The sequence below is a fragment of the Humidesulfovibrio mexicanus genome, assembly GCF_900188225.1.
Lineage (GTDB): Bacteria > Desulfobacterota > Desulfovibrionia > Desulfovibrionales > Desulfovibrionaceae > Humidesulfovibrio > Humidesulfovibrio mexicanus.
On sequence record NZ_FZOC01000001.1, the window covers coordinates 640281 to 666925 of the forward strand.

The following is a 26645-nucleotide window of genomic DNA, read 5'->3' on the forward strand; positions in this document are numbered from 1 at the left end:
ACCCACATGAATACCCCCTGCTACATCCGCGCAATTGGCCACTGCGTGCCGGAGCGCATCCTCACCAATGCCGACTTCGAGCGCATGGTGGACACCAACGACGAATGGATCGTTACCCGGACCGGCATCCGTGAGCGCCACGTGGCCCTCAATGGCGAAACCTGCGTCGACCTCTGCCTCGGCGCCAGCCAGGCCGCCCTGGCCCAGGCGGGCATGGACGCCCAGGAACTCACCCATGTCATCGTGGGCACCTTTTCGGCCGACTCCGTCATCCCCTCGGCCGCGTGCATGTTGTCGCACAGGCTGGGCATCTCCGGCCGCATGGCCATGGACCTTTCCGCCGCCTGCTCGGGCTTCCTGTACGCGGTGGAGACCGCGCGGGCCCTGCTGATGCTGCACCCCAAGGCGAAAATCCTCGTGGCCGCCTGCGACATCGTGTCCTCCCGCGTGGACTACACCGACCGCAGCACCTGCGTGCTCTTCGGCGATGGCGCCGGTGCGGTGATCCTCACGGCGGAGCCGGGGCAGGGATCGAGCGAAGTGGTGGATGTGCTGCTCGCCGCGGACGGCGCCGTCGGCGACCTGCTGACCGTCAAGGGCGGCGGCTCGGGCACGCCGTACAAGCTGAATGACGCCATCCGCAAGGATTTTTTCGTGGAGATGAACGGCCGCGAGGTGTACAAGCACGCCGTGCGCAACATGAGCGGCATTTGTGAGGAAATACTCACAAAACACGGCCTCACCGACAGGGACGTGGACGTGTTCATCCCGCACCAGGCCAACCTGCGCATCGTGGAGGCCGTGGGCAAGCGCCTGAACCTGCCCGAAGAGCGTGTGTTCACCAACCTGCAGAAATATGGCAACACCTCCGCCGCGTCCGTGCCGCTGGCCCTTTCAGAGGCCGTGGGCGAAGGGGTCATAAAACCCGGACACACGGTGCTGCTGGGCACCTTTGGCGGCGGCTTCACCTGGGGTTCCGCCCTGTTGCGCTTCTAGCTCCTGCGCGTTTGCAGTCCGGCGGATTTTCGGGTAGGTAGCCGTGGCAATCATCCATCAAACCAGGACCACGAAGGGAGAGCACATGAGCGACATGCCCAGGGTTGCACTCGTCACCGGCGGTTCGCGCGGCATTGGCCGCGCCTGCGCCGAACGCCTGGCCAAGGACGGCTTCGAGGTCTACCTGACCTATGTCAGCCGCCCGGAAGAGGCCGAGAAGACCGTGGCCGCCATAGCCGAGGGCGGGGGCGAGGCCAGGGCCTTCCGTCTGGACGCCACCAGCCGCGAGGCCGTGAGCGCCTTTTTCGCCGAGGAGATCAAGGACAAGGTGGAGCTGGCCGCGCTGGTGAACAACGCGGGCATCACCAAGGACGGGCTCATCATCCGCATGAAGGACGAGGACTGGGACCGCGTCATCCAGGTGAATCTCACCGGCGCCTTCGCCTGTCTGCGCGAGGCCGCCAAGATCATGGTCAAGCAGCGTTCCGGCCGCATCATCAACATCGCCTCCGTGGTGGGGCAGATGGGCAACGCCGGCCAGGCCAACTACTGCGCCGCCAAGGCCGGCCTCATCGGGCTGACCAAAAGCGCCGCGCGCGAACTGGCGGGACGCGGCATCACCGTCAACGCCGTCACCCCTGGCTTTGTCCAGACCGACATGACTGCGGTGCTGCCCGAAGCCGTTGTTTCCAAAATGCTTGAGAGCATCCCCCTTGGCCGCCTGGGCTCGACCGAGGACATCGCAAGCGCCGTCTCGTTCCTGGCGGGACCTGGCGCGGGCTATGTCACCGGGCAGATCCTGGCCGTCAACGGCGGGATGTACATGTAACCGTATTCAACAAGTAAACCACACCTTTTGGAGGGACCATGTCCGTAGCCGAGAAAGTCAAAGCCATCGTCGTGGAGCAGCTGGGCGTTTCCGCCGACGAAGTGAAGCCCGAGGCCTCCTTTGTCGAGGATCTGGGAGCCGACTCCCTGGACCTCACCGAGCTGATCATGGCCATGGAAGAGGCTTTTGACATCGAGATCGATGACGAAGAGGCGCAGAAGATCCTCAAGGTCAAGGACGCCATCGACTACATCGAAAAGCACAAATAGGGACAGGACTCCGGGTCCTTCCCGCCACGACATCTTCGGAGCGCCCTGCCTGCGTTGGGCTGCGGGGCGCTCCGCCATTTCACCGCACGGGCTGCCCCCGAAAATAACGGATACGTCTGCATGAACAGGGTTGTCGTCACGGCCGTGGCCGCCATCACCCCCCTTGGAAACGATTCTGATGCAAGCTGGGAGAACCTGCTGGCCGGAAAGTCCGGCATCGCCAAGGTTTCCAGCTTCGATGCGACCGGCCACGACACGCAGATCGCCGGTGAGGTGAAGGGCTTTGACCCCACCAAATACATCAACGCCAAGTCCGCGCGCCGCATGGAAAAATTTGTTCAGTACGCTGTGGCCTCCTCCAAAATGCTCATGGAACGCGCGGGGTACAGCATCCCGCCGGAACAGGGCCACAGGGCAGGGGTCATCATCGGCGTGGGCCTGGGAGGGCTGGACGGCATCGAGCACCAGCACCAGAAGCTCATCGATGCCGGTCCGGGGCGCATCACCCCCTTCTTCATCCCCACCATCATCGCCAACATGGCGGCGGGCATGGTCTCCATCGAGCACGGCGCGCGCGGCACCAACATTTGCACCACAACGGCCTGCGCCTCCGGAACGCACGCCATCGGCTGCGCGTTTTCGGAAATCAAGCTGGGCCGCAACGATGTCATGATCTGCGGCGGAGCCGAGAGCACCATCACCCCTCTGGCCTTCGCCGGGTTCAACGCCATGAAGGCGCTCAGCACCCGCAACGACGACCCCGAGCACGCTTCGCGCCCCTTCGACAAGGAGCGCGACGGCTTCATCATGGGCGAGGGCTGCGGCTTGCTGCTGCTGGAAAGCCTGGAACACGCCAAGGCGCGCGGGGCCGAGATTCTGGCCGAGGTGGTGGGCTTCGGCGCTTCCGGAGACGCCTACCACATGACCGCCCCGCCCGAGGACGGTTCCGGCGCGGCCATCGCCATGCAAAAGGCCGTGGAGGAGGCAGGCATAGCCCTGACCGAGGTGGACCACATCAACGCCCACGGCACCAGCACCTACCTGAACGACCTGTGCGAGACGCGCGCCATCAAGACCGTGTTCGGGGCGCACGCCAAGAACATCGTCATCACCGCCAACAAAGGCCAGACTGGGCATCTGCTCGGTGCGGCGGGCGGCGTGGAGGCCGTGTTCAGCGTCATGACGCTCACGACCGGCGTCATTCCCGGCACGGTGAACCAGATTACCCCGGACCCCGAATGCGACCTGGACTACTGCGCAGACGGGCCGAGGAACAAGCAGGTCGGCTACGTGCTCTCGAACTCCTTCGGGTTCGGCGGCACCAACGGCTGCCTGCTCTTCAAGCGCTACGAGGACTAACGGGCGCGCACACGGCCGCCCGGCACGAAACATCGCCACACGAGGACGCACCATGGAAGAACTCTTCATCCAGGATCCGGAGATCGCCGCCGCTGTCGCGGGGGAAATCGACCGGCAAGTCGGCAAGCTCGAACTCATCGCCTCGGAGAACTTCACCTCCACGGCGGTGCGCCAGGCCATGGGCAGCGTGCTCACCCACAAGTACGCGGAAGGTTATCCCGGCAAGCGCTACTACGGCGGCTGCGAATTCGTGGACCAGGTGGAGGAGCTTGCCCGCGAGCGCGCCAAGCAGCTCTTCGGCGCCGGCTACGCCAACGTGCAGCCCCACTCCGGCTCCCAGGCCAACATGGCCGTGTACTTCGCCGCGTGCAAGCCCGGCGACACCGTGCTCGGCATGAACCTGGCCCACGGCGGCCACCTTACCCACGGCAGCCCGGTGAACTTCTCCGGCAAGCTGTACAACATGGTCTCCTATGGCGTCTCCCAGGACACCCAGACCATCGACTACGACGAGCTGGAAAAGACCGCCAAGGAGACCAAGCCCCGCATGATCATCGCCGGGGCCAGCGCCTATCCGCGCGTCATCGACTTCAAGCGCTTCCGGAAAATCGCCGACGAGGTGGGCGCGGTGCTCATGGTGGACATGGCCCACATCGCGGGCCTCATCGCCGCCGAGCTGCACCCCAACTGCATCGAGCACGCGCACTTCACCACCACCACCACCCACAAGACCCTGCGCGGCCCCCGCGGCGGCATGATCCTCGCCTCAGAGGACCAGACCAAGGTGCTGAACTCGCAAATCTTCCCCGGAATCCAGGGCGGCCCGCTCATGCACGTCATCGCGGCCAAGGCAGTGGCCTTCGGCGAGGCCCTGCAGCCTGGCTTCAAGCAGTACCAGGAGCAGGTGGTCAAGAACGCCGGGGCCCTGGCAGGGTATCTCAAGGACGCCGGCTTCGACCTCGTGTCCGGCGGCACGGACAACCACCTCATGCTGGTGGACCTGCGCAGCAAGAAGATCACCGGCAAGGACGCGGAGATCGCCCTGGACAAGGCGGGCATCACCGTGAACAAGAATGGCATTCCCTTCGACACCACGCCGCCCACCGTGACCTCCGGCATCCGCATCGGCACCCCGGCCCTCACCACTCGCGGCATGATCGAAGAGGACATGCTGGCCGTGGCCGAGGCCATCACCGCCGCGCTGGACAACATGGACAACGACTCCGTGCTCGATGAAATCCGCCTGGAGGTGGAGGACTTCGCCCGCGAGTTCCCCCTCTTCGCCTGGTAGAGACCGTTCCCGCCGCCCGGACCGACAGCGTGAAGCCCGGTCCGGGCGGCTTTTTTCCCCCAAGGCTTCGGGAGGCCCTGCACATGAGCGAACGCATCCCCTGGCCCGTCTACTTCATGCGCATCGCGCACCTGGTGGCCGAGCGCTCCACCTGCCTGCGCAGGAAGGTTGGCGCGGTGGCCGTGCGCGACAAGCGCATGATCGCCACAGGCTACAACGGCACCCCCACAAACGTGCCCCACTGCGCCGAGGTCGGCTGCATCCGCGAGCGCCTGGGCATTCCGTCCGGACAGCGGCACGAGCTGTGTCGAGGCCTGCACGCAGAGCAGAACGTCATCATCCAGTGCGCCCTGCACGGGCTGTCCTTGGCCGGCGCTGAAATATACTGCACCACCGAGCCCTGTCTCATCTGCACCAAGATGCTCATCAACTGCCAGGTCAAGGCCATCTATTTCGCCGAGTCCTACCCGGACGAACTGGCCAACGCCATGCTCAAGGAAGCGGGGGTGGAACATGCCCACATGCCTGGGGACTACCGGAACTCCTGACGCCTTCATGCGCCGCGCGGCCGAGCTGGCCCTGCGCGGACGCGGGGCCACGGCCCCGAATCCCTGCGTGGGCGCCGTGCTGGTGCGCGGCGGCGACATCGTCGCCGAAGGCTGGCACAAGGCCCACGGCGGCCCCCACGCCGAGGTCAACTGCCTGGCCGATGCGGCTCGCAAGGGCGTGAACCCGGCCGAGTGCACGCTCTTCGTCACCCTTGAGCCATGCAACCACCATGGCAAGACACCGCCCTGCACGGGCGCCATCCTGAAGGCGGGCGTCCAAAAGGTCGTGGTGGGCTGCGTGGACCCCAACCCCGATGTTGCGGGCGGCGGCATTGCGACCCTGCGCGCCGCCGGGGTGGAGGTGGCCGTGGGCGTGGAGGAGATCCTCTGCCGCGACCTCATCCACGAGTTCGTGATCTGGAAGACCACCGGCCGCACCTGCAACATCCTCAAAATGGCCAGCACCTTGGACGGCAAGATCGCCGCGCGCGGCGGACGGCCCCAGGCCGTCAGCGGCCCGGAGGCGCAAAAGGACGTGCACCGGCTGCGCGCGCAGGTGCAGGCGGTCATCGTGGGCGGCAACACCTTCTACGGCGACAATCCGCAGCTTACCTGCAGGCTGGCCGAGCCGGACCAGGCCGCCCTGACAGAGGGCTTTTGCCAGCCGTACGCGGTCATCGTCACCAGCAGCCTGCCCAAAGCCTACTCCAACTTCACCATTCTGCGCCAGCGGCCGCAGCAGGCCCTGTTCTGGACCAGCGAATACGCGGCAAAGACCCCCCTGGCAGACGAACTGCGCGAACGCGGCACGCGCATCTGGGGCCTGCCGGAACTTCCGGGCGCGGGCGGGCGCGGGCTCGACTTCGCCCCGGCCTTCGAGCGCCTGCGCCAGGAGCTTTCCTGCCACCTGACCCTGTGCGAGGGCGGCGGGCACCTGGCCCTGAGCCTATGCCGACAGATGCTGGTGGACGAGTTCGTGCTCTACCTGGCCCCGCGCGTGCTGGGCGACGCGGAGGGCAAGAGCCTCTTCGCGGGCGAGGCGGTGCAAAGCATGGAGCAGGCCCTGCCCTTCCGGCTGGCCCACGCGTCCTCCTGCGGGGAGGACTTGAAGCTCACCTACAAACCCCGCGGGGAGGCGTAAATGTTCACCGGACTGGTGCAGGGCATGGGCCGCGTGGAGGCAGTGGAGCCCAAGGGCAAGGAGACGCGCCTGAAGCTGCGCGCCCTGTTCGACTTGGCGCACATCGTTCCGGGCGAGTCCATCGCGGTGAACGGCGCGTGCCTCACCGTGGAGACCTTCGGCGACAAATGGTTCACGGCCTACGCCAGCGCCGAGACCCTGGCCCACACCAACCTGGGCGGCCTCAAAAGCGGCGATGCCGTGAACCTGGAGCGCGCCCTGGCCCTGGGCGACCGCCTGGGCGGGCATCTGGTGAGCGGGCACGTGGACTGCCTGGCCACGGTGTCCTCCATAGAACCCGCCGGAGAGAGCCGCGTGTACTGCCTCTCCTTCCCGGCGGAGCACGGGGCCTTTGTCATCCCAAAGGGCTCGGTGACGCTGGACGGCATCAGCCTGACGGTGAACGCCTGCGGGCCGGACAGCCTGTGCGTGAACATCATCCCCGCCACCCAGCGCGAGACCACCATCTCCGGCTGGAAGCCCGGCGCGAAGGTCAATATGGAGACCGACCTCATCGGCAAATACGTGCGCAACATGCTGGCCGCCTGGATGGGCGGCCAAGCGCCCGAGGCCAAGCCGACATCGCGGCTCAGCCTGGACTTTTTGAAGGAGCACGGATTCTAGCACCGCGCGGCGCAGCGCCCATGCCTGCGCCGCCGCCCCATACGGAGGACCAGATGCCGCGACGCCTCGCCGCCCTGCTCGTCCTGCTGCTGCTGGCCGCCTGCGCCAGCGCCACCAATCTGCGCCCCGGCCCGGAAGGCCCGCCGCCCGGCGGCCTGACCATGCTCTATCCGCAAAAGCCCGAGGCCGTGCTCGAGGCGGCCATCCGCGGCCTGCCGCACATCGGCCTGCATGTGGTGGAGATCGACCCCGCCGGGCGCTACCTGCTGGCCGAGCGCGGCATCAACGCCATGAGCAACGGCGAGAACGTGGGCGTGTACATCGCGCCCTCGGGCGAGGGCTCCAGCGTCACCGTGGTCTCGCGCCGCAAGACGGCAACCAACATCGGGGCCAAGGACTTCACCATGCCCGTGCATTTGCAGCTTGGGCTGGTGCTCGGCCGGGCCATGCCCAAGTAGGGGGGCACCGCACCTCCCAGCACGTCGAAAGCCCCGAAGCGGACGCGCGTCCACTCCGGGGCTTTGCCCTTTGGCCCGGCAGGGGCCGCCGCTTACGCCGCGCTCTGGGCGCTGGGACCGGCCGCCTCCCACCCTGCCATGCACGCGTCCATGCGCGAAAGCGCGCTGCCGTCGGCCTCGAAGGCCAGCACCTCCAGCACGTCGTAGAGCTTGCGCACCTGCCGGATCATCTGCTCCAGGCGCTCGTCGCGGTGGACGAGCAGCCAGATGCGGCTGGTTCCGGCCGCGCCCCCGCCGCTCTGCGGGGTGCACAAAATGCCCTCCACGTTGAAGGCGCGCCGGGCGAAAAGCCCGCACACATGCGTCATCACGCCGGGGTGGTTGTTCACGGTAAGACGCAGGGCCATGAGTTTGTCTTCGGCGGTCATCGCTGTGCCTCCTTATGCGTTGGTGCTGGCCGCGCAGGCGGCAGGGGCGTCCTGGCAGATCATCTCGGTGTTGGCGGCTCCCGGCGGGACCATGGGGTACACGTTCTCGCGGGCGTCCACGGGCACGCGCACCAGGCAGGGGCCTTCGCGCAGCAGCGCGCGCTCAAGCTCGGCCATGGGGTCGCGGGCCTGGGACAGGTCCACGGCGCGCACGCCGAAGCCCTCGGCTATTTTGAGGAAGTCGATGTGATGGCGATAGGTGGAGGCGAACACGCGCCGCCCGTAGAAGAGGTCCTGCTGCTGCTGCACCAGACCCAGGGACCCGTTGTCGGCCAGCACGATGGCCACGCTGGCCCCGGTCTCGGCCGCGGTGGCCAGTTCCTGGATGTTCATCTGCAGGCTGCCGTCGCCGGTGAAGCACACCACCCGGCGGCCCGGATTGGCCAGCGCCGCGCCAATGGCCGTGGGCAGGCCGAAGCCCATGGTGCCAAGCCCGCCGGAGGTGAGCCAGGCGCGCGGCTTGAGGTCCGGATAGGCCTGGGCGGCGCGCATCTGGTGCTGGCCCACATCGGTGACCACGATGGCCCCGTCCTGCCCGGCGCCGTCCGCTGCGGAGGTGAGGATATCGCCGGAGCAGCGCACCAGTCCGTAAGGGGTCAGCGGATTGCCCGCGCCGGGCAGATCCTGCGGGTTCTCGGCCTTGCAGGCGGCCACGCGCGCCAGCCAGGCGGCGCGGTCCGGGTTCTTTGCCCCGCCTGAGACCAGGGGCAGCATGGCCGTCAGGGCGGTGCGCACATCGGCGCGGATGGCCAGGTGCGCGGCCTTGAGCTTGTCCAGCTCGCTGTGGTCGATGTCCAGATGGATGAGCGCGGCGTTGGGGCAGAACTCGTCCAGGCGGCCCGTGGCGCGGTCGTCCAGCCGCGCGCCCGCCACCATGAGCAGGTCGCACTCGCCCATGAGGGTGTTTGCCGCGCGGGTGCCGTGCATCCCAAGCATCCCGATGTTCAGGGGATGGGCATCGGGCAGGATGCCCAGGCCCAGAAGCGACATGGTGACGGGCAGCCCCGCGGCCTCGGCAAAGGCGCGCGCGCCCGGCCCGGCTCCGGAGGCCGCGACGCCAGCGCCCAGCAGCAGGATGGGCCGCCGCGACTGGGCCAGCATCCGCGCGGCCCGTTCCAGCGAGGGCTGGTCCGGCGGCTCCACGGGATCGGGCCCGCCGGGCTCGGGCAGGCGCTCCACGCTGATGCGCGCGGCCTGCACATCCTTGGGGATGTCCACCAGCACCGGGCCTGGACGGCCGGAGGACGCGATGCGAAACGCCTCCGGGATGACGCGCAACAGCTCCTCGGCGCTGCGCACCAGGAAGTTGTGCTTGGTCACCGGAATGCTCATGCCGTAGATGTCCACTTCCTGGAAGGCGTCGGTGCCGATCATGGAGCTGGGCACCTGGCCGGTGATGCAGATGACGGGCACGGAGTCGAGCTTGGCGTCGGCCAGAGCGGTGAGGGTGTTGGTGGCGCCGGGGCCGGAGGTGGCGAAGAACACGGCGGGTTCGCCCGTGGTGCGGGCCATGCCCTGGGCCATGAACCCGGCCCCCTGCTCGTGGCGGGCCAGCACGTGGCGGATGGCCGTGCTGCGGGACAGGGCATCGTACAGGGGCAGGTTGGCCCCGCCGGGAATGCCCGGAATGATGCGCACGCCCTGGCGTTCCAGCAGGCGGATGACGAGCTCGGCTCCGGTCATGGACATGGGGGTCGGCTGGCCTTTTGCGGCGGTCGGCATGAGACACCTCCCTTCTGTGGGGGCCCCGGCTGCGCTGTCGGTGTGGTGGCTTGGCTGTTCTCCCCGAATTGTGGCCCACCAGGGCCGGGAGAACGGAAAACCCCCGCCGACTCGCGCCGACGGGGGTTTGGGTTTGCGAAGAAAACCTGCCCGCTACGACGCGATGTCGCCTACGACGCCTACTACGACGATGACGGCGCAGGCGCGCAGGGCCGGGGCGGCTAGGGCCAGGGCAAGAGCGGCGGTGCGGTTCATCGTGGTTCGGCTCACAGGTTGCGGGTTTGTCTGCTGAACGTGTCCTTACGCCCAATCTCGGAAAAAGGTCAAGCTCCCGCCGCACCACGGCGCTCAAGAATCATGTCGCGCACCTGGTGGGTAAGCCCGCCGAACTCCGGCTTGGTGATCTGGGCGTCGGCCCCAACGCTTTGCCCCTTGTGGAGCAACCCCTTGGAAATAAGCGAGGAAAACAGGATCACCGGCAGTTCCTTGAGCACGGGATCGCTCTTGATGCTCTTGGTCAGGGTATAGCCGTCCATGCGCGGCATCTCCACGTCGGAGACAACGGCGTCCAGCAGGCGCGGAGCGGGAACGCCAAGACGCTGCGCCTCGGCCTTGAGCCCCTGCAAATGCGCCCAGGCGTCCTCGCCGTTGTTCTTGACCTCGACCTCGAAGCCTGCGGCCTCGAAGTTGCGGCGCAACAGAAAGCGCACGGAGGTGGAGTCGTCCACAAGAAGCACGCGCAAGGGGTCGTCCAGGCTGGGCGCGGGGATGCTTTCGGGTTCTTCGTTGGGCAGGGCGTTCAGCTCGGCCAGGGCGCGCTCCAGGTCCAGCAGCAGGGCGAAATGGTCGCCCAGGCGCACGGTGCCGGTGATGCAGTTGCCGGGCATGTCGGCCAAATAGCGGCTGGGCGGCTCCACCTCGCTCCAGCTTACGCGGTGGATCATGGTGACGCCGGAGACGAGGAACCCGGTGCGCACGCCGTTGAATTCGGTCACGAGGATGGGCTCGTGGCTGGACGGGGCGCGGGTGACGCCGAGCCACACGGACAGGTCCACCACGGGCAGGACCATGTCGCGCAGGGGAATGACCCCGAGGTAGCTGGGGTGCGCGGCGGAATCGCACGGCTCAAGCTGCGGCGGGGACTCGATGATCTCGAGCACCTTGGCCACGTTGACGCCGAAGTAGGCGTTCTCCGCCAAGCCGCCTTCTCCGGGCTGGGCCAGGTAGAGTTCGATGATCTCCAACTCGTTGGTGCCGGACTCCAGCAGAATGTTGGTCTGGTTCATGCGGGCTCGCCCCTGCTCCTGGTGGCCGATGGCTCCGGCCCGGTGTTCGATACGGGTCCTAGGTGGACTGGGAGGCCGCGCTGGCGTGGCGCACAGGCAGGGCCAGGTGCTCCCACTGCAGGGGCTCCTCGTGCTTCACGCTGCGCAAAATGGCCGCGCCGAGCACCTCGTCCCAGTGAACGGGGGAAATGCCGTCCAGGGGGCTGCGCGTGGTCAGGTCGGCCGGGGTCAGCACGTGGCCGGCGGGCAAATCGCGCGAGAAGACCATGCACTTGCGCAGTTTCTTGGCCGCGGCCTGTTCCTCGGGAAAAACCTTCTTGCCCTTCTGGATCATGCAAGCCTCCACCTCGCGGATCATGGCCACAAGTTCGGCCAGCTCCGCAGGCTCCAGCGAGGCTTTGTGGTCGGTGCCGACCTGGTTCTTGTCCAGGGTGAAGTGGCGCTCCACCACGCAGGCGCCCAGGGCCACGGAGGCCACGCTGGGGGCCAGACCGCGCTCGTGCCCGGAATAGCCCACGGGCAGGCCATAGCGTTCGCGCAGGAACTCCATCACCGGCAGACCGATCTGCTCCGGAGCGCAGGGATAGGAGCTGTTGCAGTGCAGCAGCACAAGCCTCTCGTTGCGCTGGCGGATGAGGGACACCGCGGCGTCAACCTCCTCCAGGGTGCTCATGCCCGTACTCATGATGATGGGCAGCCCGCTCGCGGCGATCTTGCGCACAAGGGGCACGTTCACCAGGTCTGCAGAGCAGATCTTGATGAGCTGCATTCCAAGACCCAGCATCTCTTCAAGGCTCACCTCGTCCCAGGCGGAGGCGAAGAACACCAGCCCGAGCGACTCGGTCAATTCCTTGAGTTCGGCCATCTGCTCCACGGAAAGTTCGAGCGCCTTGCGGTGCGCGCCGTAGGTGGGGCCAAAGCTGTTGGCGCCTGTGTAGGGAGCCTCGCGCCCGGCGCGCGTCAAAAGCGACTCCATGTGGCGCTTCTGGAACTTCACGGCGTCCACTCCGGCGCGCGCAGCCTCCTGGACCATGCGCCGGGCCTGTGCCATGTCGCCCTGGTGGTTGTTGCCCACCTCGGCCACGATGAAACAGGGATGCCCCTGGCCGATTGCACGCCCGGACGGAAGCGTTATGCTGTTGACCTGCGCCATGCTTACAACCTCACGATCTCGAGCCCCCTCCTGGTGGAGAGGGGCTGCAGTTGCTGATGAATCTCGTCCTGGCGGCCGAAAGAAGTGATGACCACGGCCTGGCAGTCCACCTGCTCCAACACCACGGGAGCGGAGATGACGTAGCGGTGGAACGGCGCGCCGTGCTTGCCCGTGTCGTTGTCCACCACGGCCACAACCTGGAAGGCGGTGTCGCGCAGGGCGGAAAGCACCACCTCGCAGGTCTCGGACGCGCCGAACAGCGCGATCCTGCGGCGTCCGCGAGCCTCCAGGCCGCGCAGGCGGTTGGCGATGAAATCCTTGATGTTGGTGTACAGGCGAATGGTCTCGCTGGAGTAGTCGCTGAACATCTGTCGGCGGCTCTTTTCGCCTCCGCTGGTGAGGACATAGCGGTAGCTTTTGCCGTTCACCGGCCGGTACTCGATGAGGTTCTGCTCCTGCAGGAGCTTCAGGTACTGGTTGACCATGGCTCCGCTGAGCTTGAGCCGCCGTCCCAGTTCGTACTGCGACAGGCCGGAATCCTGGGACAGGGAGTCCAGAATGGCCAGCACGCGCGTCTCCTTGCTGGGCTTGAGATATTTCCCTTCAGAAAGCAGCATGTTCGTTCACTCAGTGGTTGGTGCCTGGGTCCTGTTCCGCGCTATTTCGGCTTGCTCCTGGCTGCGGAAGCCTCTGCCGCATGAAGTCCACGCCACAGGCCATGCAATTTCCGGGCAACAATGCGCAAATCATTCACCTGGTCAATAATTTTCATAAAAAATCAAAGTCCAGAATAGGATTGGAATAGCCCACCCCCGCAAGCGGTGTCAAGAAGCCCCCACCTCCACGGCAGGCTGCGAACCAGTCCCGCCGCGCTTCCGGGCAGGCTTGATCATTCATGGAGCCAATGAACCGTCACTGTCAAACTTCCGCCAACAGCGTGTTTCAAACCCCGAAGCCCGGACGGGCTCATTTCCCCTTGCCACCATGTTTGCGGCCAACTATAGTCCACCGGCGCTTTTAAAGCGCCACGACGCCGCACGAGGGTTCACAATGTCTGAGATCGACCGTCCCTGGCTTTCGCATTATGATCAAAATGTCCCGGCAGCGCCCAAACTTGCCGTCAAGCCGGTGTTCGATCTGCTGGACGATGCCGCGTCGCGCTGGCCGGACCGCCCTGCCGTCGTATTCCAGAACACCAGCATCAGCTACGCCAAGCTCAAGAAATATTCCGGCCTGGTGGCGGCCAACTTGCGCAAGCAGGGGCTCAGGCGCGGCGACCGCGTGGCCGTCATGCTGCCCAACACCCCGCAGACGGTCATCGCCTACTGGGGCGTGCTGCGCGCGGGAGGCACGGTGGTCTTCACCAACCCGCTCTACATGGAGACGGAGATTCTCCACCAACTCAAGGACTCCGGCGCGCGCTTCGTCATCACCCTGGATTTGCTGTGGCCCAAGCTGGAACCCCTGCGCCCCCAGCTTGGCGTCGAAAAATTCTTCGTCACCAGCATCGCCGACTCCCTGCGCTTCCCCCTGTCCATTCTCTACAAGCTGCGCGCCTGGCGCGAGGGCCAGAACCGCAAGGTGCCCTTCGACGGTGACACCGTGCATACCTGGGGTTCGCTGTTGGGCGGGCTTTCCACCTACACGGTCAAGGGAATCATACCGGAAAAGGACCTGGCGCTCTTGCAGTACACCGGCGGCACCACTGGCCTGGCCAAGGGCTGCATGATCACCCACGCCAACCTTTGCGCCAACGCCCTGCAGTGCACCGCCATGCTGCCCGGCATGGGCGAAAAGCAGGAACTCTTCCTCGGCGTGCTGCCCTACTTCCACATCTACGGCCTCACCGTGTGCCTGAACCTGTGCACCGCGCTGGGGGCCACACAAATTCCCTTCGCCCGCTACGTCCCGGCAGACGTGCTCAAGACCATCCACAGGGAACGCCCCACGGTGTTCCCTGGCGCGCCCTCGGTGTACATCTCCCTGTTGCAGCAAAAGAACGTCGGCACCTACGATTTGTCCTCCATCCGCTACTGCGTGTCCGGCTCCGCCCCCATGCCGGTGGAGTGGTTCGAGCAGTTCCGGCAGGCCACGGGCGCGCGCATCTGCGAGGGCTACGGCCTGTCCGAGGCCAGCCCGGTGACGCACATCAACCCCCTGCACGGCGTGGCCAAGCACGGGTCCATCGGCCTGCCCGTGCCCGGCACCGACGCCAAGATCGTGGACATGGACCTGGGCGGCCCGGCCCTGCCGCCGGGCAAGCTGGGTGAACTGGCCGTGCGCGGCCCGCAGGTCATGGCCGGATACTACAACCGCCCGGACGAAACCGCCGACGTGCTCCGCAACGGCTGGCTCTACACCGGCGACATCGCCTACATGGACGAGGACGGCTACTTCTTCATCGTGGACCGCAAGAAGGACCTCATCATCAGCGCGGGCTACAACATCTACCCGCGCGAGATCGACGAGATTCTGCACCAGCACCCCAAGGTGCAGGAGGCCGTGGCCGTGGGCATCCCCTGCGATGCGCGGGGCGAAGTGGTCAAGGTGTACGTGGTGCCAAAGCCCGGGGAAACCCCCACCAAGGCAGAGATCATCGCCTTCTGCCGCCAGAAGCTGGCCGGCTACAAGGTGCCCCGCCATGTGGAATTCCGCGAAAGCCTGCCCAAGACCATGGTGGGCAAGGTGCTGCGCCGCGCCCTGCGCGCGGAGGAAGCCGAACGGACAGGGACCGGCGCCTCGCCCAAGGTGGTGGACGACACCAGCGCGGAATCCTGACCCGCCGCATCCACCGCGGCAAGACGAACCACAGCGCCCCGCCCCTCCAAGGCCGGGGCGCTTTCTTCTTCAGCGCGCATCATGTCACACGGTCGGCGTGTGCGCGACACCGGACGCAAGCATACTCTCCCCATAGGACAGCGTTCAGGCGTTGCGCAAAGTGCGCCCGCCCCTGTCCAAGGGAGGCCCCAAGCATGGACCGCACCCCGCCTGCCACGGCAGCAAAGCCCAGACACGTCACGCCCGCCTCCTCCACCGCTTCGGTCCGAGGCCTGGCGTACACCCTCTTCCGACACGGCCGCGGCCTGTCCCACGAGGAATCGCTCCGCAGGATGCGCGCATCCCTGCCCATGGGGCCGGATTGGCCGCCCAAGGCCGCCTAAGGTCGGCCGGGGGACATGAAAAAAGACGGCCCCCGCCTGAAGCGGAAGCCGCCCTGCCCTGGCGAAAACGTTCCCGGCCTACTGGGCCAAAATGCTGGCCTTCTTGATGATCACGGGCTGCACGGGCACATCGTCGAACATGCCCTTCTTGCCAGTGCGCACGCCCTTGATCTCGTCCACCACGCGCTTGCCGTCCACCACCACGCCGAACACGGCGTAGCCCCAGCCCTCGTCGGTCTTGCCGCGATGGTCCAGAAAACGGTTGTCGCGCACGTTGATGAAGAACTGGGCAGACGCCGAGTGCGGGTCCGAGGTGCGGGCCATGGCAACGGTATACAGGGTGTTTTTCAGGCCGTTGCCCGCCTCGTTGCGGATGCCGGGGCCCGTGGGCTTTTCGCGCATGTTGGCGTCGAAGCCGCCGCCCTGGACCATGAAGCCGTTGATGACACGGTGGAAAATGGTGCCGTCGTAGTGCCCGCTCTTCACGTAGGACAGGAAGTTGGCCACCGAGAGCGGGGCCTTGTCTTTGTAGAGTTCGATGACAATGTCGCCCTTGCTGGTTTCGAGCTTGACCAGGGTCTTGCCTGCCGTGGAGCCGGGCTGGGCGGCACTCTGGGCCAGGCAGGGCGCGGCCAGGGCAAGCGCCAAGCCAATGCCCATGAACAGACGGAGGAAACGCTGCATGGTGGATTCTCCTTTGTTGTCCGGATGTTCGCGGGCTTTCCCGCTTGCGGGACCCTAGCAGACGCGCCCGCCCAGGGCAATGGCGCGCATTCCCGTCTGCGACGGGGAAAATCCGCGTCCCCCGGTTGTCAGCACGCGGTCGATGGGCTAGCCTTGGGTCACCGCTCCCGCCGAACCAGGAGGCTTCGCCATGCAGACAACACCCCGCCCGTTCCGGGCCTGTCCAGTCGGGCTGGCCCTGGCCGCGCTGCTGGTCCTGGCAGTTGTTTGCCCGGCCCAGGCACAAGAGCCGGCCCAGGCCGCGCCGGAGGCGTTGTCGGCCGACCGCGCCATCGCCACAGCGCCCGTGCGGCATGTGCTGGTCAAGGCCATGGGCCAGGGCGCCACCCCCAAGGAGGCCGAAGCCCAGGCGGTGCGCAACGCGCGCGCCCTGGCCGCCGAACGGCTCAAGGCCCTTGGCGGCGAAAACGCCCTGTTCCCCGGCGAGGCCTTCCAGCGCATCGTGAGCCTGCGGCACTTCCCGGCCATGGGCTTCAGCCCGGCTCGGGCGGTGCTGCTGCTTGAACTGCGCCTGCGCGGCCAGGCCGAGCCTACACCCTCTGACGCGAAGCTTCTGACGCTCCGCGCCACGGTTCAGGATGCGGAACTCAACCTGATGGCCGACCGTCCCTGCGAAGCAGCCGTCCTGCACCTGCCCGCCGGTGCAGACGAGCCCGAATTCCTTCCAGGCGGCACGCAGGTTCTGCGCTTGACGCCTGGACGCTCCGCATCGGTGGCCCTGCCGCACGGCGCCCATGACGTTGTTGCGCTTGGCTGCACAGGGGGCCTGGCCCTCCCGGCCGATCCGGCCACGGTCAACGAAGCGCTGACAAAGGCCCGCGCGGGCAGGCCCCGCCCGGCCCAGCTGGAAGGAGTGGTCTCCGACTGCGTGGAGTTGCGGCTCGATCTTGGCGCGACGCGGCAACGCTCCATGCGCCTCAAGGGGCCGGACACGCCCGTCAACATGACCGGCGCGGCCGGACGCGACGCCGGACTTCCCGATCCCCCGGCCGCGACAGCGCCCTGACGGCCATGCCCGCGCTCTTGCCCCCACTGCCGCCGCCCGCACGCGGCCTGCTGGTCGCAGGACTGGCGGTGGCCCTGCTGAGCCTCACCTTCGCCCTTGCTCCGCAGCCCTTCGAGCGGCTGGAACTGGCGGCCTCCGACCTGCGGCTCCGCCTTGCGCCGCGACCCCAGCCCAGCCCGGATGTTGTGCTGCTCACCATCGACGACGCCACCCTGGGCGCATACGGCGGCTGGCCCCTGCCCAGAGCGGTCCATGCGCGGGTGATCGACACCCTCACCCGCTGCGGGGTCTCGCTGGTGGCCTTCGACATCGTGTTCCGGGGCGCGGCTTCCGGAGAATCCGGCCCGGCCGAGGACACGGCCCTTGAGGAAGCCATCCGCCGCAATGGGCGCGTGCTGCTGCCTGTGGGGGTGGCTCTTGTGCGCGAGACGGAAGTGGTGCGGCTGTCACCGGAACCGGACGACCTGCCGCTGTTGCCGTCGCTCATCGCACCCGGCGACCTGCGCGTTCAGAAACTGCTCCAGACCGAGCAAACGGTGCTGCCTGCGGCGCGTTTTTCCCGCCACGCCTTGGGGCTTGGGCACATCGCCGCCACCCCGGACGCGGACGGCGCGTACCGCCGGATGCCGCTGCTTGTCGGATACCATGGCCAGGTTCTGCCCGCCCTTGCCCTGCGCCTTGCGGCCAGCCACCTCAAGGCCTCCATCGAACCGCACCAGGGCCGGGTGGACCTTGTGCGCGAAGGACTGCGTCTGCCGATCCCCACGGACGCTTCTGGAGTGCTGGCGGTCAACTTCGCGGCCCCATGGGGGCGAGGATTCTGGCATCTCTCCTACGCCGAAACGCTTGATGCCGCCGGAGACCCCGCGCGCATGGCCTTCCTGCGGCAAGGGCTTGAGGGCAAGGCCGTGCTGGTGGGGCTGGCCGCCTCCGGCACCACGGACATCAAGGCCACGGCGCTCTCACGGGCCGACCCGCTGGTCACCCTGCACGCCAATCTGGCGAGCCAGATCCTGACCCGCGCCAGCCTTCCGGCCACGCCTCCCTGGGCCGGAGCGGTGATGGGAGCCGTGTTCCTTGCCGCCGCCGCCCTGCTCTATCTGCGCCTGCCGCTGCGGCTGTTCCTGCCCTCCGGGATTCTCCTCGCCCTGCTCTGCCCGGCCGCCAACATGGCCCTGTACGCAGCCACGGGCCTCGCGCCTGGACTTGTGGCACCAAGCCTCGCCGTGACCACGGGCGTACTGGCCCTGCTGGCGGACGCCCTGGCCCGCACCGCGCGCGACACCGCCCGCCAGCGCCGCATCCTGGAGGCCTACTTCTCCCCCAGCATCGCCCGGCAAATCCTGGACTCCGGCGAGGACATCATGCAGGGCAGAAGCGTGGACCTCACCATACTCTTTGCGGACATCGCGGGCTTCACCGCCATGAGCGACCGCATGGATCCCGCCGAGGTACAGCGGTTCCTGGGCGAATACTTCGAGGAAATGACGGCCTGCGTGTTCCGGAACCAGGGAGCCGTGGACAAGTACATGGGCGACGGCCTCATGGCCTTTTTCGGCTATCCGGAAACGGACACTGCGGATTCGCTGGAAAACGCCAGACTTTCGGCCGTGAACGGAGTGCGCGCGGCGGTGGAGATGCAGGCCGCCGTATCCCGCCTGAACCTCCGCTGGCGTGAGCAGGGCAGGCAGGCCGTGGCGGTGCGCATCGGGGTCAACACCGGCCACGCCATCGTGGGCGACATGGGCAGCGCCAGCCGCCGCGAGTTCACTGTGCTCGGGCGCAACGTCAACATGGCGCAACGGCTGGAAGGGGCGGCGTCTCCGGGCGACGTGCTCTTGAGCGCCCGCACGGCCGCGCTGGTCCGAAGCCAATTCCGGCTGCGCGAACCCATCGCCCTACGGCTCAAGGGGTTCGACAAGGAGATGGAAGCCCGGCCCGTGGAGCTGCCCGAGGTCTAGCCGGGCGTTGCCCCGTGCCCGGAGCGGAAACGCAGGGCCGCGCGCACGAAGGCCGGAGCCCAATGCGGCGCGCCCAGCGCGTGGATGTGCGTGTACGAAGCAAAGACATTGCCCGCGAGCAGACCATCCCGGCCGGACAGCATTCCATGCCCGCGCAGCATCCGCAACGCCAAGGGCGGCAGACTGGAGCCAGCATCGGTTTCAGTGCAGGCAGAATAATGGAATTCATGCCCGCTGAGGCGCAGGCCAAGCGGATGGAACGGGTTGTCGGCCTCCACCAGGGCCTCCACATAGCCGAGGCCCTGCGGCTTGGCGCACAGGCGGGTCGAAAGCGGGAACACGCCCGCCAAATCGTGCCGAGCGTCGTCCAGTTGCACCGCGCGGCACAGGTACATGAACCCGCCGCACTCTGCGTACATGGGCAGCCCGTGCTCCGCCAACGCGCGCACATGGCTGCGAATGCCCACGTTCGCCGAAAGGGCCGCGGCCTGGGTCTCTGGAAATCCACCGCCCAGATACAGCCCATGCAGCTCCGGCCAGGGCTCGTCCGAAAGCAGGCTCACGCGGCGCAGCTCGGCCCCGGCGCGCGCAAGCGCCTCAAGATTCTCCGGGTAATAGAACCACAGGGCCGCATCGTGAACATAGCCGATGACCGGCGCCTGCTCCGGCGTGCACACCCGTTCCGGCCAGGGGACCAGAGCGGTCGGCGCAAGGGGCGCCGCAGCCCGCGCGGTATCGAGCACGCGATCCAGCTTGACGCAGCGCTCCACCACATCGGCGATGGCGTCCAGCGCCGCCTCGCGCGCGCCGTGCTCCTGGTCGGACACAAGCCCCATGTGCCGCTCCGGAATGGGATTTGCGGTCATTTTGGGCAGGCAGCCAAGCACGGGAACCCCGGCCAGTTCCTCAATGCAACGGGTCAGGATGGCGCGGTGCCGCTCCCCGGCCGTGCGATTCAGAATGACTCCGGCGAGGGCGAGCCCTGGCTCAAAGGCCTTGCACCCGGCCACAATGGCTGCGGCGGTGCGCGTCATCTTGGTGGCGTCCAGCACAAGAATCACCGGTGCGGAGAGCTGCCGCGCCAGTTCAGCTGTGGAGCAGGTGCCCTCAACGTCCTTGCCGTCAAACAGCCCGCGATTGCCCTCGATGACGGAAATGTCCGCCGTACGGGCGCGCTCGGCGAACAGCGCAGCCACCACCTGGCGGTCAAGCAGGAAGGGATCGAGGTTGCAGGCGGGGCGACGGGAGGCGTGGAACAGCCATGCCGCGTCGATGTAGTCCGGTCCCTTTTTGAAGGGCTGGACCGCGAGTCCCTGGCGCGCAAGGGCGCGGCACAGGCCTATGGAAACAAAAGTTTTACCCGAGCCGCCGGACAGGCCGGCCAGAACGATGCGGGGTGGGTTCTGCATGGCGTTGGGCTCGCGTTCGGAAACGAGAAAAGCCTTGCCCGTCCGGGCAAGGCCCTCTCGTAACAAGCGGTGGGAGCGAAAGGTCTAGTCCTCGCCATCGGCGTGCTTGCCGGCGCCGGACAGGCCGTACATGGTGGTGCTGCCGGAAGACCAGAACACCAGAATCTCCTCGTTGACCATCTGGGTGAGGATCTTCTTCACATCGCGACCCTTCTCATCCGGGAACAGGCCGGTGAAGTCGTTGAAGTAGAACTTGCTCTTGCTCTTGGCCTTGGAATTGATGAATTCAATGATCTTGGCTTTCGCCTCTTCATACACAAGCGCCATGGTGTTGCCCCTTTGTTGAGTGAGGGGCGCGGAGAGAATCCCCGCGCCCCGTATATCTCAAGCGCTAAATTAGAACTTGAACTGGGTGGTCTGGCGCCAGGTGTAGTACGCCGGATCACGGAAGTCGTCGATCAGGTGGGCGGAGAACTCCAGATCGCACTTCTCGAAGAAGCGCTCCCAACCGATGCGGTTGGCCCAGTCGCCCAGGCGCTCGTACTTGCGGGCATCGGCGGCGTAGGCGTCCAGGATCTTCTTGATGACCTTGGTCATGGTCGGCCAGCGGGGCGGCTCGTTGGGGATGAAGGGCACCACGACCTTGGAGAAGGAGGGCTTGGTCATGCGGTTGCTGATCTTGCCGCCGACCATGAGGGCGATGCCGTCACCGTCCTTGTCGGCCAGGGGCATGGCCGGGCACATGGTGTAGCAGTTGCCGCAGAACATGCAACGCTCGTTCTTCACGGCAACGGTGTTCACCTGCTTGCCCTGGTACTCGATTTTGGTGGGACGGATTGCGCCGGTCGGGCAGGCGGCCACGGCCAGGGGCACTTCGCACACGTTGTCGAGGTTCTCGTGGTCGATGATCGGGGGCTTGCGGTGAATGCCCAGGATGGCGATGTCGGAGCAGTGCACCGCGCCGCACATGTTCAGGCAGCACGCCATGGAGATGCGCACAGGGGCGGGCAGGCGCATGTTCTGGAACTCCTCGAACACCACGTCCATGGTGGCCTTCACGGTACCAGAGGCGTCGGTGGCGGGGGTGTGGCAGTGGACCCAACCCTGCGTGTGCACGATGTTGGTGACGCCGGCGCCGGTGCCGCCGACGGGGAACTTGTGCGAGCCGCCCGCGAACTTCATGCCGTTCAGCTCGGCCTTGAGGGCCTTGGCGGCCTCAAGGGTTTCGACCATGAACTCGATGTTGTTGCGGGTGGTGAAGCGCAGGTGACCGCCGCAGTACTTGTCGGCGATGTCGCAGATCTCGCGGATGTGGGTCACGGACATGAGGCGCGCGCCACCGCAACGGATGGTGAACACCTTGTCGCCGGAGAGGGCGACGTGCATCAAGAGGCCCGGCTCCAGGATCTCATGGTAGTCCCAGTTGCCCTTGTTCTTGGCGATGATCGGGGGCAGGAACTTGGTGAAGTGCTGGGGACCGATGTCCGTGATGCGGTTCTGCATCGGTTTTTCGGGATTGTATCCGGAAGAAATGAAGGCCATGTTATGCGTCCTCCTTCAGGTTAGCGCTGGTGCTTGGAGCGGTAATCGGCGATCTCACGCTGCCAGCCGCCCTTCACGTCATCTTCCTTCCAGAAAATGTACGGATTGTGGCGGGGCTCCCTCACGTGGCGGGGATCGGCGGTCAAGCCGGTCACTTCCAGGAGCTTGGCGAAGCCGAGGCGCTTCAGGGTCTCGCCGATACGCTCGCGGTTCTTGCCTTCTTCCATCCACCAATCCCAGGTGGCTTCGATGAACTCCTTGATCTCGTCGTAGGGTTCCTCGACCTTGATGAAGGGGATGGTGAGCGAGCCCATCTGCGGGCCGTCGAGGATCGGGGCCTTGGCGCCGACCAGGATGGAGCAGCCGCGATCGTTGCCGATCTTGAGCGCGCGGGGCATGACGCAGATGCAGTGCATGCAGCGCACGCATTCCTTGTTGTTGATCTCCAGCTTGCCGTTTTCGTAACGGATGCACTGGCTCGGGCAGCGCTCGACGACTTCCTTCTGGATGTCGAACTTGCCCCAGTCGCGGCCGGCGTAGGCGCCGGCGTTGGGGGCCAGCTCGCCGCCGACGTAGGCGGCCACGGCCTTCTGGTCAACGCGGATCTCGTCGCGCCAGGTGCCGATGAAGCTCATGTCGGAGCGGGCGATGGAGGCCACGCAGCCCAGCGAGCAGCCGTCGAACTTGAACTTGAACTTGTAGGGGAAGGCGGGGCGGTGCAGCTCGTCCTGATACTGCTGGGTCAGCTGGTAGCACAGCTCCTGGGTGTCGTAGCAGGCGTACTCGCAGCGGGACTCGCCCAGGCAGCAGGCCGGGGTGCGCAGGTTGGAGCCCGAGCCGCCCAGGTCGTTGTTCATGTTGTGGGTCAGTTCGAAGAAGATTTCCTCGAGCTGCGGGGTGCTGGTGCCGATGAGCACGATGTCGCCGGTGGCGCCGTGCATGTTGGTCAGGCCGGAACCGCGCAGCTCCCAAAGGTCGCACAGCTGACGGAGGAACTCGGTCTTGTAGAACATGCCGGAGGGCTGGGCCACGCGAACGGTGTGGAAGTGGGCCACGCCGGGATACTTCTCGGGCTGGTCGCAGTAACGGCCGATGACGCCGCCGCCGTAGCCGAACACGCCCACGATGCCGCCGTGCTTCCAGTGGGTTTCGCCGTCCACATAGGAAAGCTCGAGCAGACCAAGCAGGTCGTCCGGGCACTCGGCGGGAATCTGGTACTCGACGCCCTTGGGATTCGCATACCGATGCTCGATCTCCTGCTTAATGTCGGACACAAAGCTGGGCCACGGGCCGCTTTCCAGCTGGTCCAACAAGGGGGTTTTGTGTTTCGCCATTCCCTTAACCTCCGTTGTTTGAAGTAAGATGTTGCCACACTCCTGAAACTACCCGGCATGCGCCCGCTGGCGCGCGGGGCCGTCGCCGGATGTCTTTCCTCCATCAGGCGAGGCGCTTGTGAATCGGCTCACACGGGCAGGGCCAGTGCCACCAATTCCAGCGCATGATTCCTCATCTGTTACGGAAAATCCACCGTCTCTGTCAACATAAATCCGGATTTGAATGGCTTCTCATGCGTCTTTGCGCACAAGCCGCCCCAAGAGAGCCCCGGTTGATTTCCGCTGCGGGCCGGGGTAAGCAGGCTTGCCCGGAGGTCCGGGCAAAAGGCGTATGCCAGCCTGCCCGTAACCACTAGCGCAAACCAGGCTTGCCAGGCAATCACTATCTTGACTCGCACCACCGACTCCTCCACCGGCTGCAGGCGCTGCGGCGCGTGCTGCGCCGAGGGCGGCCCCGGCCTCCACGGCGAAGACGCCGCGCTCTTCCTCGGACAGGACGCGCTGCCGCTCTCCATGCTGGTGGCCTACCGCCGCGGCGAGCCCATGCGGGACCAGATCAAGGGAATCATCGCCCCCCTGACGCGCGAGATGCTCAAGATCAAGAGCGCTTCGGGCTCGCGGGCCTGCCTGTTCTACGACGGCAGAAGCCGCTCCTGCGGGCTGTACGACCGCCGCCCGGCCGAATGCCGCGCCCTGCTTTGCCTGGACACCAGCGCCCTGGCGGCCATGTACGATGCGGACCGGCTTACCCGCGCGGACCTGCTGCCCACGGGCCACCCGCTGCGCGATGTGCTGGCCGAGCACGACGCCCTGACGCCGCCAACGCGCATCGCCACGCTGGCCGAGGCCTTCCGCGCCGGGGGCGCCGCCGGGCAGGACGCCTTAGAGGAGCTTACCCGCATGGTCCTGGCGGACAGGGCCTTCCGCAACGCCCTCGCAAGCCGCGCCGGCATCGACGCCGAGTATCACGACTTCTTCCTCGGCCGGGACATGGCGGCGCTGCTGGCCGCGCACGGGCTCGCCCTGCGCGACGACGCGGGCACCGGCTTCCGCATCCAGACCGACCCGCTGTGGCGCGCACAAGGCGCAGCGGGCACCCCCATACCACGGAGACGCATATGAAAGACGAGCTTGGCGTTTACTATTATCCCGCCCCCCAGCACCCGGAGGCGCGCATGTACGTGCGCAAATACGCCGGGCGCGTAGAGTTCCGCATGTGGCACCGCGACGACACGACCGTGTGGGACAAGCACCAGTGGCTGCCCTACGCGGTCATCGAGCAGGCCGCCGCCATGTTCAAGGCCAGCGGCAAGGAAACCGATCCCGCCAGCCTCTACGACATCAGCGTGGCGGAACGCCTGCTCATGGAGGAATAGAACGCCATGCGCAAGGCCCTTCCCCTGGTTCTTGCCGCCCTGGTCACCATGCCGGGCCTGGGTCTGCGCCTGTCCGGGATCCACCTGGACGCGCCTTCCATGGCGCTGATCTCCGGCCTGGCCATCCTTGGCGCGTCGTTTCTGCTCCTGTGGGCCTGCGACGTGGCCCAGATGGACATTCCGCAGACCCTGGCCCTGGCCGTGGTGGCGCTCATCGCCGTGCTGCCGGAATACGCGGTGGACATGTACTTCACCTGGCAGGCGGGCCAGCACCCGGAGTCCGACTACGCCCACTACGCCATCGCCAACATGACCGGCGCGAACCGGCTCTTGATCGGCGTGGCCTGGTCGGCCATCGCGGGGCTGCACTGGTTCAAAACCCGCCGCCGCGTCATTCTGGATGTTGAGCAGCGCACCGAGGTGCTGTTTCTGGGCATGGCCACGGCCTACGCCTTCCTCATCCCCATCAAGGGCAGCCTGGCCTGGTACGACGGCGTGGTGTTCCTGGCCATGTACGCGTGGTACATCCGCCTGGCCAGCCAGCGTCCCTGCTCGGATTGCGAGCTGGAAGGCCCGGCCGAACTCATCGGCGCACTGCCCAGGACGCGGCGCAGGCAGGCCACGCTCCTGCTCTTCCTGTTCGCCGCCGGGGTCATCCTGGCCAACGCCGAACCCTTCAGCGAGAACCTGGTGGCCACGGGCAAGGTCTTCGGCATCAACGAGTTCCTGCTGGTGCAGTGGCTCGCGCCCATCGCCTCCGAGGCCCCGGAGTTCATCGTGGCCATCATGTTCGTGCTGCGCGGCCAGGCGGCCGTGGCCATGGGCAGCCTCATCTCCAGCAAGCTCAACCAGTGGACGCTGCTGGTGGGCATGATTCCCGGCGTGTACGGCGTCTCCAGCGGCGGGTTCGAGGTTCCGCTGCCCCTTGGCCCGTTCCAGATGCACGAGATCTTCCTCACCGCCGCCCAGTCGCTCATGGCCGTGGCGCTGCTGGCCTCGCTCTCCCTGGGGCCGCGCTCGGCCCTGCTGCTCTTCTGCATGTTCGCGGGCCAGTTGCTCAGCCCCTATGTGGTGGAGGGCCTGAACCTCCCCGAACTTCCCTGGGGCAACGGCACGGATGGCCTGCACCAGCTCTTCAGCGCGGGCTATGTGGCGCTCTTCGCCGCAATCGCCCTGGCCAAACGGCGCGATGTCTGGGAACTCCGGCTCGGAGCCAGCGTGGAGCAGCGCATCGTGTAGCGCGCGGGGCCCGGACGGGCATCGCCGGAGCGGCTTGATTCAAAAGGAGGATGCGATGGGACACGAGTTCCAGCCTCTTGGCGTGGACGTGGACGACATCCTGGCCGCCATGCGCCAGGCCGGAAGCTACCTGGACATCACGCCCTCCGATGCATTGTCCCTGTACCGCCTTGCCTTGGGCCACGCCCTGTCGCGACTGCGGCTCGGCATCTCGGTGGAGCGGCTCATGACCCGCGAGGTCCGCGTCATCGCCGCCGACGCCCCAGCCGCCGAGGCTGCCGCCCTGCTGGCGGAAACCGGCTTTTCCGGCGCTCCCGTGCTTGAAGGAGACACCCTTGTGGGTGTGTTGAGCTTCAAGGACTTCCTCCCCAGGCTCGGCCTGCCCAGGAACGCCACGCCCATGGCCCTGGTGGCGGAACGCATCGGGCGGCCGCACGGCGGCGATGCGGCCTGCGGGGAATGCGGCTTCGCCGGGCTCGCCGCCCGTGACCTCATGACCGCTCCGGCCCTGACCATCGGCCCGGAGGCGCCCATCGGCCAGGCGGCCACCCTCATGGAGACGCGCGGCGTCAACCGCCTGCCCGTGCTGCACGACGGCGCGCTTGTGGGCATCATCAGCCGGGGAGACGTGGTGCGCGCCAGCCAGTCCCTTGCCGTTGAGGAGTAGCGT

General features: G+C 66.7%; 27 protein-coding genes. 17 read left to right on the forward strand and 10 right to left on the reverse strand.

Going from position 1 to position 26645, the window contains the following annotated elements; genetic code table 11:
• Window positions 1-6: 6 nt before the first annotated feature.
• From CHB73_RS03025 to CHB73_RS03065, 9 genes are all read left to right on the forward strand, one after another.
• Complete coding sequence (locus CHB73_RS03025; protein ID WP_089271919.1) at window positions 7-996, forward strand: beta-ketoacyl-ACP synthase III; 990 nt, start codon at window positions 7-9, stop codon at window positions 994-996.
• 85 nt (window positions 997-1081) lie between these two features.
• Window positions 1082-1825, forward strand: coding sequence for a 3-oxoacyl-[acyl-carrier-protein] reductase (gene fabG, locus CHB73_RS03030; protein ID WP_089271921.1), 744 nt, complete (start codon window positions 1082-1084; stop codon window positions 1823-1825).
• A gap of 38 nt (window positions 1826-1863) precedes the next feature.
• Window positions 1864-2094, forward strand: coding sequence for an acyl carrier protein (acpP, locus tag CHB73_RS03035; protein WP_089271923.1), 231 nt, complete (start codon window positions 1864-1866; stop codon window positions 2092-2094).
• Window positions 2095-2214: 120 nt separating this feature from the next.
• Window positions 2215-3453 carry a beta-ketoacyl-ACP synthase II gene (gene fabF / locus CHB73_RS03040; protein ID WP_089271925.1) on the forward strand — a complete coding sequence of 413 codons (1239 nt, stop codon included), beginning with the start codon at window positions 2215-2217 and terminating at the stop codon, window positions 3451-3453.
• A gap of 52 nt (window positions 3454-3505) precedes the next feature.
• Entirely contained in the window at window positions 3506-4744 is a 1239-nt protein-coding gene (gene glyA / locus CHB73_RS03045; protein WP_089271927.1) for a serine hydroxymethyltransferase, read from the forward strand.
• Between the two features lie 83 nt (window positions 4745-4827).
• Complete coding sequence (locus CHB73_RS03050; protein WP_089271929.1) at window positions 4828-5292, forward strand: deoxycytidylate deaminase; 465 nt, start codon at window positions 4828-4830, stop codon at window positions 5290-5292.
• Window positions 5258-6433 carry a bifunctional diaminohydroxyphosphoribosylaminopyrimidine deaminase/5-amino-6-(5-phosphoribosylamino)uracil reductase RibD gene (ribD, locus tag CHB73_RS03055; protein ID WP_235641486.1) on the forward strand — a complete coding sequence of 392 codons (1176 nt, stop codon included), beginning with the start codon at window positions 5258-5260 and terminating at the stop codon, window positions 6431-6433. Before CHB73_RS03050 ends, ribD begins: the two co-directional genes overlap by 35 nt.
• Window positions 6434-7096, forward strand: a complete 663-nt coding sequence (locus tag CHB73_RS03060; RefSeq protein ID WP_089271933.1) for a riboflavin synthase — start codon at window positions 6434-6436, stop codon at window positions 7094-7096.
• Between the two features lie 53 nt (window positions 7097-7149).
• A complete protein-coding gene (locus CHB73_RS03065; RefSeq protein ID WP_089271935.1) occupies window positions 7150-7554 on the forward strand; it encodes a hypothetical protein in 405 nt (134 codons plus the stop codon).
• Between the two features lie 92 nt (window positions 7555-7646).
• Here CHB73_RS03065 and ilvN read toward each other — a convergent pair whose 3' ends face one another.
• From ilvN to CHB73_RS03090, 5 genes are all read right to left on the reverse strand, one after another.
• A complete protein-coding gene (gene ilvN / locus CHB73_RS03070) occupies window positions 7647-7982 on the reverse strand; it encodes an acetolactate synthase small subunit (protein ID WP_089271937.1) in 336 nt (111 codons plus the stop codon).
• Window positions 7983-7994: 12 nt separating this feature from the next.
• Window positions 7995-9764, reverse strand: a complete 1770-nt coding sequence (gene ilvB, locus CHB73_RS03075) for an acetolactate synthase large subunit (RefSeq protein WP_089271939.1) — start codon at window positions 9762-9764, stop codon at window positions 7995-7997.
• A 323-nt stretch (window positions 9765-10087) separates the two neighbouring features.
• Window positions 10088-11050, reverse strand: a complete 963-nt coding sequence (locus tag CHB73_RS03080) for a chemotaxis protein (RefSeq protein WP_089271941.1) — start codon at window positions 11048-11050, stop codon at window positions 10088-10090.
• A 58-nt stretch (window positions 11051-11108) separates the two neighbouring features.
• Complete coding sequence (locus CHB73_RS03085) at window positions 11109-12203, reverse strand: N-acetylneuraminate synthase family protein (RefSeq protein ID WP_089271943.1); 1095 nt, start codon at window positions 12201-12203, stop codon at window positions 11109-11111.
• Window positions 12204-12205: 2 nt separating this feature from the next.
• A complete protein-coding gene (locus CHB73_RS03090) occupies window positions 12206-12820 on the reverse strand; it encodes a winged helix-turn-helix transcriptional regulator (RefSeq protein ID WP_089271945.1) in 615 nt (204 codons plus the stop codon).
• A gap of 433 nt (window positions 12821-13253) precedes the next feature.
• Between CHB73_RS03090 and CHB73_RS03095 the strand changes: the two genes are divergently transcribed.
• Both CHB73_RS03095 and CHB73_RS03100 read left to right on the forward strand, forming a co-directional pair.
• The gene (locus CHB73_RS03095; protein ID WP_089271947.1) at window positions 13254-14981 is read left to right on the forward strand and encodes a long-chain-fatty-acid--CoA ligase; all 1728 of its coding nucleotides are present in this window, start codon (window positions 13254-13256) and stop codon (window positions 14979-14981) included.
• Between the two features lie 194 nt (window positions 14982-15175).
• A complete protein-coding gene (locus tag CHB73_RS03100; protein ID WP_089271949.1) occupies window positions 15176-15364 on the forward strand; it encodes a hypothetical protein in 189 nt (62 codons plus the stop codon).
• A gap of 78 nt (window positions 15365-15442) precedes the next feature.
• Here the strand turns inward: CHB73_RS03100 and CHB73_RS03105 are convergent, their stop codons facing one another.
• Window positions 15443-16048, reverse strand: a complete 606-nt coding sequence (locus CHB73_RS03105; protein ID WP_235641487.1) for a peptidylprolyl isomerase — start codon at window positions 16046-16048, stop codon at window positions 15443-15445.
• A gap of 190 nt (window positions 16049-16238) precedes the next feature.
• On the opposite strand from CHB73_RS03105, the gene CHB73_RS03110 reads away from it, so the two are divergent.
• Window positions 16239-17114 (forward strand): hypothetical protein, encoded by an 876-nt coding sequence (locus CHB73_RS03110; RefSeq protein ID WP_089271951.1) that lies wholly within the window; start codon window positions 16239-16241, stop codon window positions 17112-17114.
• 5 nt (window positions 17115-17119) lie between these two features.
• Window positions 17120-19075, forward strand: coding sequence for a CHASE2 domain-containing protein (locus CHB73_RS03115; RefSeq protein WP_089271953.1), 1956 nt, complete (start codon window positions 17120-17122; stop codon window positions 19073-19075).
• Here the strand turns inward: CHB73_RS03115 and CHB73_RS03120 are convergent.
• The 4 genes from CHB73_RS03120 to dsrA form a co-directional block, all read right to left on the reverse strand.
• A complete protein-coding gene (locus tag CHB73_RS03120; protein WP_089271955.1) occupies window positions 19072-20484 on the reverse strand; it encodes a cobyrinate a,c-diamide synthase in 1413 nt (470 codons plus the stop codon). The genes CHB73_RS03115 and CHB73_RS03120 overlap by 4 nt on opposite strands.
• A gap of 84 nt (window positions 20485-20568) precedes the next feature.
• Entirely contained in the window at window positions 20569-20811 is a 243-nt protein-coding gene (locus CHB73_RS17050; protein WP_089271957.1) for a dissimilatory sulfite reductase D family protein, read from the reverse strand.
• Between the two features lie 69 nt (window positions 20812-20880).
• Window positions 20881-22026, reverse strand: coding sequence for a dissimilatory-type sulfite reductase subunit beta (gene dsrB / locus CHB73_RS03130; protein WP_089271959.1), 1146 nt, complete (start codon window positions 22024-22026; stop codon window positions 20881-20883).
• 20 nt (window positions 22027-22046) lie between these two features.
• Entirely contained in the window at window positions 22047-23360 is a 1314-nt protein-coding gene (gene dsrA / locus CHB73_RS03135; RefSeq protein ID WP_089271961.1) for a dissimilatory-type sulfite reductase subunit alpha, read from the reverse strand.
• Window positions 23361-23747: 387 nt separating this feature from the next.
• Here dsrA and CHB73_RS03140 point away from each other — a divergent pair, with 387 nt between their 5' ends.
• From CHB73_RS03140 to CHB73_RS03155, 4 genes are read left to right on the forward strand one after another with little or no spacing between them, the layout of a single operon-like run.
• Window positions 23748-24482, forward strand: coding sequence for a YkgJ family cysteine cluster protein (locus CHB73_RS03140; RefSeq protein ID WP_179216867.1), 735 nt, complete (start codon window positions 23748-23750; stop codon window positions 24480-24482).
• Window positions 24479-24736, forward strand: a complete 258-nt coding sequence (locus tag CHB73_RS03145) for a hypothetical protein (RefSeq protein ID WP_089271965.1) — start codon at window positions 24479-24481, stop codon at window positions 24734-24736. Before CHB73_RS03140 ends, CHB73_RS03145 begins: the two co-directional genes overlap by 4 nt.
• A gap of 6 nt (window positions 24737-24742) precedes the next feature.
• Window positions 24743-25975, forward strand: coding sequence for a sodium:calcium antiporter (locus tag CHB73_RS03150; protein ID WP_089271967.1), 1233 nt, complete (start codon window positions 24743-24745; stop codon window positions 25973-25975).
• A gap of 55 nt (window positions 25976-26030) precedes the next feature.
• A complete protein-coding gene (locus CHB73_RS03155) occupies window positions 26031-26642 on the forward strand; it encodes a CBS domain-containing protein (RefSeq protein WP_179216868.1) in 612 nt (203 codons plus the stop codon).
• Window positions 26643-26645: the final 3 nt, after the last annotated feature.

Bases quoted from the DNA above. Each gene is read 5' to 3' on its own strand.
- CHB73_RS03115 (WP_089271953.1), top strand. From the start codon at position 17,120: ATGCCCGCGCTCTTGCCCCCACTGCCGCCGCCCGCACGCGGCCTGCTG.
- CHB73_RS03095 (WP_089271947.1), top strand. From the start codon at position 13,254: ATGTCTGAGATCGACCGTCCCTGGCTTTCGCATTATGATCAAAATGTC.
- dsrB (WP_089271959.1), bottom strand. From the start codon at position 22,026: ATGGCCTTCATTTCTTCCGGATACAATCCCGAAAAACCGATGCAGAAC.
- CHB73_RS03145 (WP_089271965.1), top strand. From the start codon at position 24,479: ATGAAAGACGAGCTTGGCGTTTACTATTATCCCGCCCCCCAGCACCCG.
- CHB73_RS03085 (WP_089271943.1), bottom strand. From the start codon at position 12,203: ATGGCGCAGGTCAACAGCATAACGCTTCCGTCCGGGCGTGCAATCGGC.
- fabF (WP_089271925.1), top strand. From the start codon at position 2,215: ATGAACAGGGTTGTCGTCACGGCCGTGGCCGCCATCACCCCCCTTGGA.
- dsrA (WP_089271961.1), bottom strand. From the start codon at position 23,360: ATGGCGAAACACAAAACCCCCTTGTTGGACCAGCTGGAAAGCGGCCCG.
- CHB73_RS03025 (WP_089271919.1), top strand. From the start codon at position 7: ATGAATACCCCCTGCTACATCCGCGCAATTGGCCACTGCGTGCCGGAG.
- CHB73_RS03105 (WP_235641487.1), bottom strand. From the start codon at position 16,048: ATGCAGCGTTTCCTCCGTCTGTTCATGGGCATTGGCTTGGCGCTTGCC.
- CHB73_RS03155 (WP_179216868.1), top strand. From the start codon at position 26,031: ATGGGACACGAGTTCCAGCCTCTTGGCGTGGACGTGGACGACATCCTG.
- acpP (WP_089271923.1), top strand. From the start codon at position 1,864: ATGTCCGTAGCCGAGAAAGTCAAAGCCATCGTCGTGGAGCAGCTGGGC.
- CHB73_RS03110 (WP_089271951.1), top strand. From the start codon at position 16,239: ATGCAGACAACACCCCGCCCGTTCCGGGCCTGTCCAGTCGGGCTGGCC.
- fabG (WP_089271921.1), top strand. From the start codon at position 1,082: ATGAGCGACATGCCCAGGGTTGCACTCGTCACCGGCGGTTCGCGCGGC.
- CHB73_RS17050 (WP_089271957.1), bottom strand. From the start codon at position 20,811: ATGGCGCTTGTGTATGAAGAGGCGAAAGCCAAGATCATTGAATTCATC.
- glyA (WP_089271927.1), top strand. From the start codon at position 3,506: ATGGAAGAACTCTTCATCCAGGATCCGGAGATCGCCGCCGCTGTCGCG.
- ribD (WP_235641486.1), top strand. From the start codon at position 5,258: ATGCCCACATGCCTGGGGACTACCGGAACTCCTGACGCCTTCATGCGC.
- ilvB (WP_089271939.1), bottom strand. From the start codon at position 9,764: ATGCCGACCGCCGCAAAAGGCCAGCCGACCCCCATGTCCATGACCGGA.
- CHB73_RS03150 (WP_089271967.1), top strand. From the start codon at position 24,743: ATGCGCAAGGCCCTTCCCCTGGTTCTTGCCGCCCTGGTCACCATGCCG.
- CHB73_RS03050 (WP_089271929.1), top strand. From the start codon at position 4,828: ATGAGCGAACGCATCCCCTGGCCCGTCTACTTCATGCGCATCGCGCAC.
- CHB73_RS03060 (WP_089271933.1), top strand. From the start codon at position 6,434: ATGTTCACCGGACTGGTGCAGGGCATGGGCCGCGTGGAGGCAGTGGAG.
- CHB73_RS03120 (WP_089271955.1), bottom strand. From the start codon at position 20,484: ATGCAGAACCCACCCCGCATCGTTCTGGCCGGCCTGTCCGGCGGCTCG.
- CHB73_RS03065 (WP_089271935.1), top strand. From the start codon at position 7,150: ATGCCGCGACGCCTCGCCGCCCTGCTCGTCCTGCTGCTGCTGGCCGCC.
- ilvN (WP_089271937.1), bottom strand. From the start codon at position 7,982: ATGACCGCCGAAGACAAACTCATGGCCCTGCGTCTTACCGTGAACAAC.
- CHB73_RS03080 (WP_089271941.1), bottom strand. From the start codon at position 11,050: ATGAACCAGACCAACATTCTGCTGGAGTCCGGCACCAACGAGTTGGAG.
- CHB73_RS03100 (WP_089271949.1), top strand. From the start codon at position 15,176: ATGGACCGCACCCCGCCTGCCACGGCAGCAAAGCCCAGACACGTCACG.
- CHB73_RS03090 (WP_089271945.1), bottom strand. From the start codon at position 12,820: ATGCTGCTTTCTGAAGGGAAATATCTCAAGCCCAGCAAGGAGACGCGC.